This is a genomic window from Tumebacillus sp. BK434 (genome assembly GCF_004340785.1).
Taxonomy (GTDB): domain Bacteria; phylum Bacillota; class Bacilli; order Tumebacillales; family Tumebacillaceae; genus Tumebacillus_A.
This window is the reverse complement of sequence record NZ_SLXS01000001.1, coordinates 991863-1004409: the sequence shown is the minus strand read 5'-3', so window position 1 is coordinate 1004409 and position 12547 is coordinate 991863. Positions and strand designations below refer to the sequence as shown.

Below are 12547 nucleotides of genomic sequence, written 5' to 3'. Positions count from 1 at the left end.
CAGGATGGCTAAGGAAATCGACGGCATCCGTCAGGTGGATGCTGCAGAATTGCAGGGCTTGTTAGAGGCAGCGAAGGAAGGCAAGGTCAAGCTGATCGACGTGCGGGAGCCGTATGAGTACAACGCGGGCCATATTCCGGGCGTGCCGCTGATCCCGATGAACGACATTCCGGGCAAGATGTCCGAACTGAGCAAAGAGGAAGAGTATATCTTCATCTGCCGCAGCGGCAACCGCAGCCACCAGGTCTCCCGCTATCTGAAGATGAACGGGTTCGACAAGGTGACCAACTTCTACGGCGGCATGCTGTCCTGGAGCGGTCCGACGAAGCCGGGCATGGACGAATAATGCTGATGCTGCAAAACCAAATCGTCCTGATCACCGGCGCATCCAGCGGCATCGGCCGGGACGCTGCGCTGCAGTTCGCCAAGCATGGCGCCACCCCTGTGCTGGCTGCCCGCTCGATCGACAAGCTGCAGGCGCTCTCGGAGGAGATCAAGCAGCGCTACAACATCGACGCGCCGTTTTACGCGCTCGATGTCACCGAGGAGGAAAACGTGAACCGGGTGGTCGAAGATGTGCTGAAGCGCTTCACCCGGATCGATGTTCTCATGAACAACTCCGGCTACGGCTTTTTCAAATCGACGGAAGACATCGCGATGGAAGAGGTCGAAGGCATGATGAACGTCAATTATTTCGGCCTCGTGCGGATGACCAAAGCGGTGCTGCCGTCGATGAAACAGCGGGGCAGCGGGCACATCATCAACATCGCCTCGCTGGCCTCCTTCATGGCCGGCCAGAAGCACGGAGCGTATGCGGCGACCAAACATGCGGTGATGGGCTTCTCCGATGCGCTGCGCTACGAGCTGCGCGGCACCGGGGTGACCTTGTCCACGATCAACCCGGGACCGGTGGAGACTCCGTTCTTTGACAAGGCGGATCGCAGCAGCGTGCCGCAGATCGTCCGTTTTTTGAAGCCGGATGAGGTGGCGGCGACGGTGCTGAAGGCGGCCGTGCAGAAAAAGCCGCTTTACGTGCTCCCGAAATCGGGCTACATCCCGGTCAAACTGCGCCATCTGTTCCCGCGCCTGTACGACTGGGCGATGAGCAGCGCTAAATAATCAGAGCTCCTCTCGACAGAGAGGAGCTCTTTGTTATGGCGCAATATGGTTGTGCGCTTTGCCCGGTTGAAAAAACCGCTCCAGAAAAAAGAACTGCCGCGGTGACCCGTTGAAGATGGCGTGGAGGATGTCAAGCATCTCGTCGACGACCAGGTCGAAGCGGGATGCGTGCTGTAAGGTCACGTCATTTAACTGTAAATGATGGTCGCGGTGTTCCACGCCTTCCTCGAGATCCTGATAGGGGAATTTGTGCACGGCCGTGCGCAGAAAATTATGTCTGGAATCGGCGGCAAACAGCGTGTAATTGCCCAAGTCATCAAGGAAGACCACCCCTTCCGGCTTGAAGTAGTAATCGCCCGGATCTTCAACGTTTAAAATGTAAATCTTCGTGATGCGCGTCGGCTTTTTTCTCATCGGGGAATCGCTCCTGTTTGTATCATTAATCTTCGTTTATACTCGCGTGGATCATTGACTTCGATTTTCAGACAAGGTAAAATATTACACAAAGGTAAGATTGGGAATACTAGTTTTGCCTTTATCTTTAATGTACCGTTAGGAGGATTCCCATGCAAGGTAAAGTAGGTAAAGTGAAATGGTTCAACGCTGAAAAAGGTTACGGTTTCATCGAGCACGAAGACGGCGGAGACGTATTCGTTCATTTCTCCGCGATCCAAACCGAAGGCTTCAAAACCCTCGAAGAAGGTCAATCCGTTTCCTTCGACATCGTCGATGGCGCTCGCGGTCCGCAAGCAGCAAACGTAGTCAAGCTGTAATCTAACTGCGAACAAAGCCTCCGGGACTCCTTTCCCGGAGGATTTTTGTTTTTACACGGTGGTGACCCTCCCGGCATACACTTGTTATGTGACGCTCATACTAGGTAGGCAGTCTTTAGAAGCTCTGTAAGGGGAGGCCAAAATGAACCGAATCGAGTTAACCCTGTGGAAATGGGGAGACATCCTGTACAGGATGGTCCGACGGTTCGATTATGAGGACCGTCAGGGCAAAAATATATTCCGCATTCGCGTGCGGCATTATACAGGTCCTGATATCCGGCTTCCGGACGGCAAAGAGATACACAGCGGCGACTGGGTAGGATTCTTGCACTTTTATAATCTTCGTCTTCAACAGATGCTGCACGGCGTCAAGTCGGACAACCGGCGCGGGCTGATCGTGCTGCGCGAAACCCAGCGCTCCTTGCCGGAGCTGGTCGAGTTCCTGCGCAAACATCCGCGCGGTGAGCGGATCAAGGCGCTGATCGGTGTCACCCTGCTCAACCGCGGCGTGGAACCGCTCGGCTTCACGGTGCAGGATGTGCCGCCCACGCGATGGTATCGCTTCAAGGCCTGGTACATGCGGCTGATGATGCTGTTTTGCCACCCGGAAGGCAGGCGGCGCATGACCTATCAGGGCAAAAGCCTGCCGCTGAAGCGCGTCTTGATTCCGGTGGAAGATTTGATTCGCAGGTATGGGAAAGTCCCGTCCCCGGCTGTCATAGACATAGACAAGGGCTAGCCCCAATCTATCGGACAGCAGAGGTGGAGCGCTTGAAATCATGGGTCATCGCCGGCATCATCGCCGCGTTTGCGTACGGGGTGTACAGCATCCCGCTGAAATACCTGAGTTCGGACAAATATCTCAAAGCCCCGCTGGAAGTGATCGCGCTTGGCCTGGCGCTCGGCGTGGTCGTCACGGCTGCCGGCTTCGCTTGGCTGCGTAGCGGAGGTGCGACACTGCTGAGCGCACCTCACGTCTGGTCCTACCTGAGCATCGGGGCGGCGGCCGGCGCGGTCTGGCTGATCGGGACGCTGACCGTGACTTCCGCGTTTCGCGATCCGGCGACCAACGTGGCGCAACTGATCCCGTTGGTCAACGCCAATACGCTGGTCGCCGTCGTGCTCGGCCTGATCTTCTTCAACGAGCTGCAACATGGCGCCGACCTCGGCAAGATCGTCATCGGCGGCAGTCTGATCATGGTTGGCGGCTATATCTTGAGCGCCTGAGCGCATGGTTTATGTCTGAAAATTACATTTATGATGAAAAGTGAAACCCCTTCCCTGCGTGAGCCGTCTATATCAGGGTAAGGGGTTTTGTATGGACAGAAAAACGATTGCTCATGCGAATAGGAGTAAGAAGGCGCAAACCGCGATTCTCGTACGAATCTACCGTTTGTCTGTTGACGGGTCGTGCAGTAGAATGTGCAAAAGAGGTGATAGGTTGTGGGGAAAAAAATCTTACGGAGCATCTTGATTGCCTTTTTGGTAACCGGCATTGCTGTGATTCTGATCGGATGCAGCATTGCGCTCCCGACATTTGATAAATCGAAGCTGGAGATCGAGTACAAGACCTCGTACATCTATGACCGGGACGGAAATGAGATCATGCAGTTCCAATCGGTGGCCGGTGAAGCGGCAAAGCTAAGCGAGATACCGAAAGATCTGCAGAATGCGATCGTCGCTGTCGAGGACAATCGCTTTAAAAATCACAACGGCGTCGACTTCCGGGCGATCGGACGCGCGGTCTACCGCGACATCATCACCGGATCGAAAGCGGAAGGCGGCTCGACGATCACGCAGCAGCTTGCCAAAAACGTCTATCTTTCGCATGAGAAGACATTTACCCGCAAAGTCAAAGAGATCTCGATGGCGGCGCAGATCGAACGCAATTATTCCAAAGACGACATCTTGGAAATGTACTTTAACCGCATCACGTTCGCAGGCAATGTGACCGGTGTGAAATACGCAGCAGAAGTGTATTTTGACAAAGGCGACCGCATGGAAGAGCTGACCCTGGCCGAAAGCGCCCTCCTGGCCGGGCTTCCGAACGCGCCGAGCGCGTACAACCCGCGGGCCAACCCGGAGCTGTCGATCGAGCGCCGCAACATCGTGCTCGACCAGATGCTCAAGTACGGATACATCAACCAAGACAAGTATGACGCAGCGATCACCGAACCGCTGCAGCTGTCCGAAAAACCGGGCGATGACATCAAAGGCATGGACCAGGAAGTCAAATATCCGTACTACCTCGACTACGTGCTGGAAGAGGCATCGAAGAAGCTGGGCATCGACGCGGAGCAGGTGCTGCGCGGCGGGGTGAAGGTGTACACCAACCTCGATCCGAAACTGCAGGACACCTTGCAAAACGCGTACAAAGACCCGAACAACTTCCCGAACAACGCGGCTGACGGCACGTGGGCGCAGTCGGCGTCTGTCATCGTCGATCCGGAGACGGGCGGCGTGCTGGCGCTGGTCGGCGGACGCGACAAGCCGGATTTGGAGCACACTCCGCAGGCGGTGCTCAACCGCGCTTCGATGGCGAAAGTCCGTCCGGGCTCGTCGTTCAAGCCGATCATGGTCTACGGTCCGGCGATCGACACCGGCAAATATTCGCCGTCGACCATCCTGAACAACAAGGCGGGCACCGAGTTCCCGGGCGGCTACAAGCCGAACAACTGGAAGTTGTGGCCGAAGGACAAAGTGTCGATGAACGAAGCGGTGATCTGGTCGCTGAACATCCCGGCCGTCTCTCTGCTCAATGACATGGGCGTAGATGTGGGGTATGACTACGCAACGAAGAAATTTGGGATTCCGCTCAAGCAAGAGGATTCTCAGCGCCTCGGCGTGGCGCTTGGCGACGTCGATGTCACGCCGCTTGACCTGGCCGGCGCTTACACTGCGTTTGCCAACAACGGCGTGCGCACCGAGCCGTTTGCGATCCGCGAGATTCAGAACGCGGAGGGCGAAACGCTCGCTTCGATCGACGTGAAAACGCATCAGGCGATCAAGCCGGATACGGCAAAGACGATCACCCGCATGCTGAAAGACGCGGTCGAGCAGGGCACCGGCACCAGCGCCCGCATCTCCGGCCGCGACGTCGCCGGCAAGACCGGCACGACCGAGATGGGCCAGACGGGCGGCAACCGCGACGCTTGGTTCACCGGGTACACGCCGGGTTATGTGATGGTGACGTGGATGGGCTTCGACCAGTCGGACGAACAGCATTATCTCGCCAGCCAAGGCTCGGAGATTCCGTCCGCGCTGTTCTCGAAAGTCATGTCGCAAGGCCTGCAGGGCCGTCCGGCACCGCGCTTTGACCTGAACGTCTCCAACAAGCCGGTCGAAGAAGAGAAAGATGACAAAGCGAAGGCGATCATCAGCGACCTGACTGCCAAGCTGCAAGGCAACAAGGCGGTGCTGACTTGGTCGCCGGTCGATGTGAAAGATGCGAAATACTTCCTGTTCCGAGCCGAAAAGAATCCGAACGGCACGGTGTCCAACTCCGGCGGAATCGGCGAGCTGACCAAGCCGGGCTATACGGACGCCACCATCCAGCCAGGCAAGACGTACCTCTATTCGGTCGTCGTGATGAAAGGCAGTGAGAAGCTGTCCGACTCCAACTTTGCTCAGCTGACCGTGCCGGGACAGGAGCCGACGAATCCGCAGGAGCCGACGAATCCGACCGGGCCGGGTACTCCGGGTGGTCCAAGCGGCGGCGGCACGACCACGCCGACGCAGCCTGGCACACCGGGGACCACCCCGACCGTACCGCCGGGCAACAATGATACGCCGACCCAGCCGGGCGGCACGACTCCGCCGGCCCAGCCAGGCACGGGGAGCGGTGAGTCCGGAGGCGGCACCGGCGGTGGCGACACCACGCAGCCGAACACACCGGGCAGCGGTACCTGATTCTGACCTCGTGGACTTCTTCATCTCAGGATGGAGAAGTCCCTTCTTGTAAAAACTATGGCGAGGCAATTTGACAAAAGCGGCTGCTTTTGTATATAGTAGGGATTGCATTTCTACGACACTATCAACTCTATCAACAATAGATGAAGCTATTGTCCGATATCGCTGGGAGGTTCCTGCAATGGCATTTGATTTCGATAAAGCACAAGTGGCAGTTCGCATGTTGTTGGAAGCGGTCGGGGAAGACCCGAATCGCGAAGGTCTGCTCGACACGCCGAAGCGCGTGGCGAAGATGTATGCGGAAGTGTTTGAAGGTCTTGGCAAGAATCCGGAAGATGAGCTTTCGGCGATCTTCAATGAAATGCACGAAGAAGTCGTCATCGTCAAGGACATCCCGTTCTTCTCGATGTGCGAACACCACCTCGTGCCGTTCTACGGCAAGGCTCACGTGGCGTACATCCCCCGCAACGGCCAAGTGACCGGCCTGTCCAAGCTCGCGCGAGTTGTCGAGACGGTCGCCCGCCAGCCGCAGCTGCAAGAGCGCATCACCTCGACAGTGGCCGACACATTGGTCAACAAGCTCAACCCGCACGGTGTTGCGGTCATCGTAGAAGCAGAACATATGTGCATGACGATGCGCGGCGTTAAGAAACCGGGCGCTTCGACGATCACCACCTCGGTGCGCGGCATCTATCAAGAGTCTTCCGAAGCGCGTGCGGAAGTGTTTTCGCTGATGCGCGGCTAATACGTTCGAGATCGAAGGAAAAGGATGCCGGATGCGGCATCCTTTTTTGCAAGTTCTGGTATGATGAACATCAGGAGGGGAATGTTGATGAAACAGCGTTTGCTTGACACTTTGGGCATTGAGTATCCGATCGTCGAAGGCGGTATGGCCTACATCGGCGACGGGAAACTGGCAGCTGCCGTCTCCAACGCCGGAGCGTTTGGCCAAGTCGGTTCGGCCGGGCGTTCGCTTACCGATTTTGAAGCGGAGATCCGGCTGGCGGCTGAGCTGACCTCGAAGCCGTTTGGCGTCAACCTGCCGATCGGCGAGCACAGCGACCCGCGTGAACGAGTGGAAACCATTTTAAAATACAAAGACCAGATTCGCGCCGTCTCGATCTCGGCGGGCAACCCGCGGCCGTTTATCCCGGTCTTCAAAGAAGCAGGTCTGCCGGTGATGGTCGTCGTCTCGACGGCGATGCATGCGGCCAAAGCGGAGCAGGCCGGGGCCGACATCCTGATCGCAGAAGGCACCGAAGCAGGCGGGCACAACGGTCCGGCAGAGCTGACCACGTTCGCGTTGATCCCGCAGGCGGTGAGCGCCGTGACCGTGCCGGTGATCGCAGCGGGCGGCGTGGCAGACGGTCGCGGCCTGGCAGCAGCTTTGGCGCTTGGCGCGGCCGGCGTGCAGTTAGGCACGCTCTTGATCGCGACCGAAGAGTCGCCCGCTCATGACAACTACAAACAGGCGCTGCTCGCCGCGCGCGGCGAAGACACGACGATGATGGAGCGCAGCGTCGGCGGCGCGACCCGCGTCCTGAAAGGCTCGTACATCGACGAAGTGCTCGCTTTTGAGAAAACGTGCCCGACGCGCGAAACGCTCTACCCGTACATCAAAGGGGAGAAGAACCGACTCGCCGTGCTCGAAGGCAAACTCGAACAGGGTTATGCCTACAGCGGCCAAGGCGTCGGCCTGATCGAGGAGATCCTGCCGGTCGAGCAAGTGATCCGCAAGCTGATCGCCGAGGCGCGGGCGACGATCGCAGCATTGCCGTCCCTGTAAACGGGCAAAAAAAAGCCCCGTTGCTCACGAGACAGGCTTACGTGAGCTTGAGCGGGGCAAATTCGAGATAATCGCAGGCGGTCAGATGGAACTCGATGCCATGATGGACGCCTTCCAAAGCGTGGCGGTGTCCTTCTTTGCCATGCAGATGACCGTAGATGACCTTGTCGACCGGATACTGTGCCAACACTTCCAGAAAGCCGGAGGACTGGTGCTTCTCGTTGGTCGGCGGGTAGTGCAGCATGACATACAGGTGTTTGGCCTTCTGCTTCATCGCCGCGTCGAGCGACATCTGCAGGCGCAGCACTTCGCGTTCGTATACTTTGCGGTCATGTTCATCGAACATGTAGCCGCCCGGGCAGTCCCAGCCGCGCGCACCGGCGATCGTCACGTCGCCGATCGTGATCGCGTCATTTTGCAAGACGTGAATCGACGGGTGCAGCGCTTTGCGCACTTTGGAGACGGATGCCCACCAGTAGTCGTGGTTGCCGCGGATCATCACTTTCGTGCCGGGCAGGGAAGCGACATAGTCGAGATCTTGCTTCGCTTCCTCTAAATACATCGCCCACGAGATATCGCCGGGAATCAACACCAGATCTTCGGGAGCGACCGCGCTTTCCCAAGCGGCGCGGATCTTCTCCGGGTGGTCCGACCAGTTGTCGCCGAAGACATCCATCGGCTTCGGGTTGGCAAAAGAGAGATGTAAATCGCCGATGGCGAATATGTTCATGTAGGACACATCCTTTCAGGGGGTGAACGGGAGCGTGGAGACTCCGGATCGAGCATTGGCTCGTCAGACTTCCTTGTTGTACCAGATGGCACGGAAGCTGATCGAACATGATGATTTTTCTATTCTGCCACAAGTGCCCCAAGCGGAGCAAGAAACATTCACAGACGGCGGGATTCGTCCGCTGGTGCTGGTGCGCCGCAAATGGAACACGGCGCAAGTCGTGCGCCTCTTGCCGGCCGACCGGATCGGCACCGGACAGATCGAGCAGATGCTGGTGCAGGAAGCGTTGTACCTGCGCGAGGCCAAACGGCAAAACGGTGTGCGCAAGATGTACTCGCTGACGTTTTTTATCTTTACCCACTGGCGCTCCGATGACAATCTGAACGCCATCGCCCGCACCGGCGCCTATGCCGGTATGGGCAAGACGACCGGCGCGGTCGCCGTCGGTGTCGATCTGGCGCGCGGCGTGACCGGCCCGGCGCCTTGGGGGCCGGCCGGGGAAGACATCGGGCTCACTGGGCTTGCCGAACTGGTCAAAAGCTATGCGGCCGAGGAAGAGGGCACAGCTGCAGACGAGCCGGAACAAACCTGGCGATCGCAGGACGAGCTGTTGGAAGAGCTGCTGGTGCTATCGCAGGCCAAACGGGAGGAAGTGGCGGAGACGCTCAAGCCGAACCAAAAGACGCCGGCTGTCACTGCGATCATCGCCTTCACCATCCTCGTCTGGCTGGTGGGCATGCAGTATCCGGATACCGTGCTCGGGCTGTTTCTGTTGATCCCGGAAGCGGTGCGGATGGGGGAATGGTGGCGGCTGTTGTCGTCGGTGTTCCTGCACTATGAGCTGACCCACATCATGTTTAACATGGTCACTTTGTACTTTTTTGGCCGCATCGCCGAGCGCATCTTCGGCATGCCGCGCTTTTTCGTCATCTACGTGCTGGCCGGCATCGCGGGCAGCCTGCTGTCGGTGGCGTTCAGCCCGCACAATTCGCTTGGCGCTTCGGGCGCGGTGTTTGGCCTGTTTGGCGCGCTGCTCGCCTTTGGTCAGTTCAACCGCAAGGCGTTTGCGATGACGATCGGCACGTCGGTGTACGCCCTGTTGGCGATCAACCTGATCTTCGGCTTCATCATGCCTAACGTCAACAACTTCGCCCACATCGGTGGTTTGATCGGCGGCTTTTTGACCGCGATGGCGCTTGGCGTTCCAAACACCCCGAATACTAAACGCTGGCTGTTTGCGCTGCTCTATACGGCCTATGCCGCGCTTGCTTTCTGGATCGGACAAGAGACCCCTTTTCGCTAACTGCGGAAGGGGTTTTAAGTTATAGTAAATTTCTATAGATGTTGATTAACTAATATCAATCTATTATCATATAGTGGGGAGTATATTTTTGTGTGATTTATGCTGGGGGAAAGAGTAGTTTAACACTACACAAGGGGGAAAAAGGGGACTATGAAGTTGTCAAAACTGATCAAGGGAATGTGCGCGATCGTCCTGATCCTGTCCCTGGTCAACGCAGCCAGTTTGTTCTGGCTGTACGTATCGTACCAGGCGGAACTGAAGATGGTTGACCGCAAGTTCGAGTTCAAGCAGTTGGGCGTTGATCTGCTGGAGGCGTCCGACCGGCTGACGAACGAGGCGCGCGCGTATGTGCAGTTTGGGGAAACGGCGCATAAAGACGCGTACCTGGAGGAAGCCAACACCGTGAAAACGGGGGAAAAAGTCATGGGGCGCCTTATAGAACTGGGAGCTCCGCAAGGCGAACTGGACTTGATCAAACAGGTTTTGCAAGCGCAAGACACGCTTGGGTCACGGGAAGAAGCGGCGCTCCGGCTTGCCGATGAGCAGAAGTTTGACCAAGCGCGCGCCGTGCTCTTTGGGGAAGAGTACGAGCGCGAGAAGCAACAGATTTCCGACAGGCTGCTGACGTTTGAGACCAAGATGAACGAGCGCTCGGCCGAGGAAGCGTACGTGGCGTCCCGCAAGACGGCCAACATTTTGAACTGGGTCAACGTGGTGGTCGGCCTGACGCTGGTCGCCGCGATCGTCACCGGCATCATGCTGCACCGGCGCATCACCAAGCCGCTGCAGGAAGTGATGGAAACGGCCGAGAAAATCGCCGCGGGCGACTTGTGCATCGAAGAGATCCACGTCCTGCACGACGATGAGGTCGGCGTGACGGCCAAGGCGGTCAACTCGATGGCTGCCAGCCTGCGCCAAATCATCAGGCAGGCGAACGAGACGACCCTTCAGGTCGCCGCATCTTCGCAGCAGCTGCTGGTCCATGCAGAACGTACTTCCCAAAGCACGGAACAGATCGCCGCCGCGATCCAAGAGGTGGCGAGCGGCGCGGAAACCCAGATGCGCGGCGCGGAAGACAGCCTCGCATCGATGGAAGAGATGGCAGAAGGCATCAAACGCATCGCCGAAACGACCGGTGTGGTTGCGGAAGCATCGCAGATCACCGAGCAGGAAGCGTTGCACGGCAATGAAACGATTCAAAAAGTGGTCCGCCAGATGGGCACGATTCACAACGAGACCAGCAACGTCGCCATCGTGATTCAGCAGCTCAACGAGCATTCGCAGCAGATCGGCAAAATCGTCGAAGTGATCACCGACATCGCTTCGCAGACCAACCTGCTCTCGCTCAACGCGGCGATCGAAGCGGCAAGAGCGGGCGAGCATGGCAAAGGGTTTGCCGTCGTCGCGAAAGAGGTTCGAAAGCTGGCGGAACAATCGCAGCAGTCTGCCGGGCAGATCGCCAAACTGATCGAGCATATCCGCACCGACACCGCCCGCGCGGTGCTGGCGATGGAAAAAGGCTCATCGGAAGTGCAGGCCGGGATCGGGATCGTCGATGAGGCAGGGGAGGCGTTCCAAAAAATCCTCACCGCTGCCCAGCACGTTGCCGATCAGGTGGCCGACATCTCCTCCCTGTCGGAAGAAATGTCGGCCGGTTCGGTGCAGGTGACCACCTCGGTGGAAGAGCTGACGCGCATCGCGCGCCAGTCGGCCGCTTCCTCGAACAATGTCGCCGCTTCTTCGCAGGAGCAGTTGGCGCTGATTCAGGAGATCACCACGTCGATGGCAGTGCTGACCGATGTTTCGCAAGATTTGCATGATACGATCGGTCAATTTAAAATCTAGCGGAAGAAAAAGAAGAGGCGTAACGCTTCTTCTTTTTTGTCTTGATCTTCGAAAGTCTTTTGGATAGAGTAGGAATACTGATGGGCGAGGAGGACGCGAAGATGATGATTTCGTTTGATGTCGGAGGCTACCGCTTCAATCACCGGACGGCCGGGGTGCTGATCGACGAAGGGTACGTGCTCTTGCACCGCTTGGCAAACGGCAAGTACTGGTTCCTGCCTGGCGGGCGGGTCGAGCTCGGCGAGGACTCGAAGACGGCGCTGGTTCGCGAGATGCAGGAAGAAGTCGGCCTCGACGTGGAGGCGGGACGGCTCCTGTGGGTCGTGGAGAACTATTTTCAACTGGACGGGCAGCCGTTTCACGAAGTCGGCTTCTATTATGAGCTGACGTTCGACAAAGCGCACCCGATCTGCCAAAAGGACATCGAGCACCACGGTGATGAACTCGGCGAGACGCTGCACTACAAGTGGTTCCGCCTTGAGGATCTGGACGATGTACAGCTCGTGCCGGCGTTCCTGAAAACAAAACTGCAAAACATCGCCGCCTATCCGGAGCATGTGGTCTTTCGGGAGGATGCATCCACATGATGATCACGATCCGCGACGGAGCGAAGCGTTTCAACCATCGGACGGCAGGCGTGTTCCTCGATGACGGGCACGTGCTCCTGCACCGCTTTGAGCAGGACGATTTCTGGGCGCTGCCGGGCGGACGGGTGGAGTTTATGGAAACGACCAAGCAGGCGGTGCTTCGCGAGATGCAGGAGGAGATCGGCCTCGAGGCGACGGTGGAGCGCCTGCTGTTCATCGCGGAGATCCATTCGGAAGAGGACGGCGGGCAGTACCATGAAGTCGGCTTCTACTACCTGCTGCGAGCGGACGCGTCACAGCCGATTTTTCGAAAAGACATCGCGCACCGGGGGACGGAAGCCGGCACGCCGCTGATCTACAAATGGTTCCGGCTGGAGGACTTGCCGGGCCTGCGCCTGTTCCCAACCTTCCTCAAAACAAAGCTGCAAGACCTCCCCGCGCAGGCGGAGCATGTGATCCACCGGGATGAGGATGACCAAGCGTGAGGTGAACACC

General features: G+C 57.9%; 14 protein-coding genes. 12 read left to right on the top strand and 2 right to left on the bottom strand.

Annotation, left to right across the window (positions count from 1 at the left end; all coding sequences use genetic code 11):
* The first annotated feature begins 4 nt into the window (after window positions 1-4).
* Both EV586_RS03265 and EV586_RS03260 read left to right on the top strand, forming a co-directional pair.
* Window positions 5-346, top strand: coding sequence for a rhodanese-like domain-containing protein (locus tag EV586_RS03265; RefSeq protein ID WP_132943629.1), 342 nt, complete (start codon window positions 5-7; stop codon window positions 344-346).
* Window positions 346-1119: an SDR family NAD(P)-dependent oxidoreductase gene (locus EV586_RS03260; RefSeq protein WP_481937745.1), complete on the top strand. Its 774-nt coding sequence runs from the start codon at window positions 346-348 to the stop codon at window positions 1117-1119. The genes EV586_RS03265 and EV586_RS03260 overlap by 1 nt, the downstream gene beginning before the upstream one ends.
* Before the next feature lie 33 nt (window positions 1120-1152).
* Here EV586_RS03260 and EV586_RS03255 read toward each other — a convergent pair whose 3' ends face one another.
* Entirely contained in the window at window positions 1153-1533 is a 381-nt protein-coding gene (locus EV586_RS03255; protein WP_132943628.1) for a hypothetical protein, read from the bottom strand.
* Between the two features lie 152 nt (window positions 1534-1685).
* On the opposite strand from EV586_RS03255, the gene EV586_RS03250 reads away from it, so the two are divergent.
* The 6 genes from EV586_RS03250 (at window position 1686) to EV586_RS03225 (ending at window position 7587) form a co-directional block, all read left to right on the top strand.
* On the top strand, window positions 1686-1892 hold the full coding sequence (locus EV586_RS03250) for a cold-shock protein (RefSeq protein ID WP_132943627.1): 207 nt from the start codon (window positions 1686-1688) through the stop codon (window positions 1890-1892).
* A gap of 142 nt (window positions 1893-2034) precedes the next feature.
* Entirely contained in the window at window positions 2035-2631 is a 597-nt protein-coding gene (locus tag EV586_RS03245; RefSeq protein ID WP_481937744.1) for a YkoP family protein, read from the top strand.
* Window positions 2632-2663: 32 nt separating this feature from the next.
* The gene (locus tag EV586_RS03240) at window positions 2664-3119 is read left to right on the top strand and encodes a hypothetical protein (protein WP_132943625.1); all 456 of its coding nucleotides are present in this window, start codon (window positions 2664-2666) and stop codon (window positions 3117-3119) included.
* A gap of 216 nt (window positions 3120-3335) precedes the next feature.
* Window positions 3336-5801 carry a transglycosylase domain-containing protein gene (locus tag EV586_RS03235; protein ID WP_132943624.1) on the top strand — a complete coding sequence of 822 codons (2466 nt, stop codon included), beginning with the start codon at window positions 3336-3338 and terminating at the stop codon, window positions 5799-5801.
* A 181-nt stretch (window positions 5802-5982) separates the two neighbouring features.
* Entirely contained in the window at window positions 5983-6546 is a 564-nt protein-coding gene (folE, locus tag EV586_RS03230) for a GTP cyclohydrolase I FolE (protein WP_132943623.1), read from the top strand.
* Window positions 6547-6633: 87 nt separating this feature from the next.
* Window positions 6634-7587, top strand: a complete 954-nt coding sequence (locus EV586_RS03225) for an NAD(P)H-dependent flavin oxidoreductase (protein ID WP_132943622.1) — start codon at window positions 6634-6636, stop codon at window positions 7585-7587.
* Between the two features lie 37 nt (window positions 7588-7624).
* Here EV586_RS03225 and EV586_RS03220 read toward each other — a convergent pair whose 3' ends face one another.
* On the bottom strand, window positions 7625-8317 hold the full coding sequence (locus EV586_RS03220; protein WP_132943621.1) for a metallophosphoesterase: 693 nt from the start codon (window positions 8315-8317) through the stop codon (window positions 7625-7627).
* A gap of 34 nt (window positions 8318-8351) precedes the next feature.
* Here EV586_RS03220 and EV586_RS03215 point away from each other — a divergent pair, with 34 nt between their 5' ends.
* The 4 genes from EV586_RS03215 to EV586_RS03200 all read left to right on the top strand — a co-directional run bounded on the left by EV586_RS03215 (window position 8352) and on the right by EV586_RS03200 (window position 12537).
* Window positions 8352-9620, top strand: a complete 1269-nt coding sequence (locus tag EV586_RS03215) for a rhomboid family intramembrane serine protease (RefSeq protein WP_132943620.1) — start codon at window positions 8352-8354, stop codon at window positions 9618-9620.
* A 150-nt stretch (window positions 9621-9770) separates the two neighbouring features.
* A complete protein-coding gene (locus EV586_RS03210; protein WP_132943619.1) occupies window positions 9771-11465 on the top strand; it encodes a methyl-accepting chemotaxis protein in 1695 nt (564 codons plus the stop codon).
* Between the two features lie 101 nt (window positions 11466-11566).
* Window positions 11567-12052, top strand: a complete 486-nt coding sequence (locus tag EV586_RS03205; protein WP_165898197.1) for an NUDIX hydrolase — start codon at window positions 11567-11569, stop codon at window positions 12050-12052.
* Entirely contained in the window at window positions 12049-12537 is a 489-nt protein-coding gene (locus EV586_RS03200) for an NUDIX hydrolase (RefSeq protein ID WP_132943617.1), read from the top strand. Before EV586_RS03205 ends, EV586_RS03200 begins: the two co-directional genes overlap by 4 nt.
* Window positions 12538-12547 lie beyond the last annotated feature (10 nt).

What these genes read in the sequence shown, in the direction of transcription:
- EV586_RS03265 (WP_132943629.1), top strand. Translation starts at nt 5, where the DNA reads ATGGCTAAGGAAATCGACGGCATCCGTCAGGTGGATGCTGCAGAATTG.
- EV586_RS03260 (WP_481937745.1), top strand. Translation starts at nt 346, where the DNA reads ATGCTGATGCTGCAAAACCAAATCGTCCTGATCACCGGCGCATCCAGC.
- EV586_RS03255 (WP_132943628.1), bottom strand. Translation starts at nt 1,533, where the DNA reads ATGAGAAAAAAGCCGACGCGCATCACGAAGATTTACATTTTAAACGTT.
- EV586_RS03250 (WP_132943627.1), top strand. Translation starts at nt 1,686, where the DNA reads ATGCAAGGTAAAGTAGGTAAAGTGAAATGGTTCAACGCTGAAAAAGGT.
- EV586_RS03245 (WP_481937744.1), top strand. Translation starts at nt 2,035, where the DNA reads ATGAACCGAATCGAGTTAACCCTGTGGAAATGGGGAGACATCCTGTAC.
- folE (WP_132943623.1), top strand. Translation starts at nt 5,983, where the DNA reads ATGGCATTTGATTTCGATAAAGCACAAGTGGCAGTTCGCATGTTGTTG.
- EV586_RS03225 (WP_132943622.1), top strand. Translation starts at nt 6,634, where the DNA reads ATGAAACAGCGTTTGCTTGACACTTTGGGCATTGAGTATCCGATCGTC.
- EV586_RS03220 (WP_132943621.1), bottom strand. Translation starts at nt 8,317, where the DNA reads ATGAACATATTCGCCATCGGCGATTTACATCTCTCTTTTGCCAACCCG.
- EV586_RS03210 (WP_132943619.1), top strand. Translation starts at nt 9,771, where the DNA reads ATGAAGTTGTCAAAACTGATCAAGGGAATGTGCGCGATCGTCCTGATC.
- EV586_RS03205 (WP_165898197.1), top strand. Translation starts at nt 11,567, where the DNA reads ATGATGATTTCGTTTGATGTCGGAGGCTACCGCTTCAATCACCGGACG.
- EV586_RS03200 (WP_132943617.1), top strand. Translation starts at nt 12,049, where the DNA reads ATGATGATCACGATCCGCGACGGAGCGAAGCGTTTCAACCATCGGACG.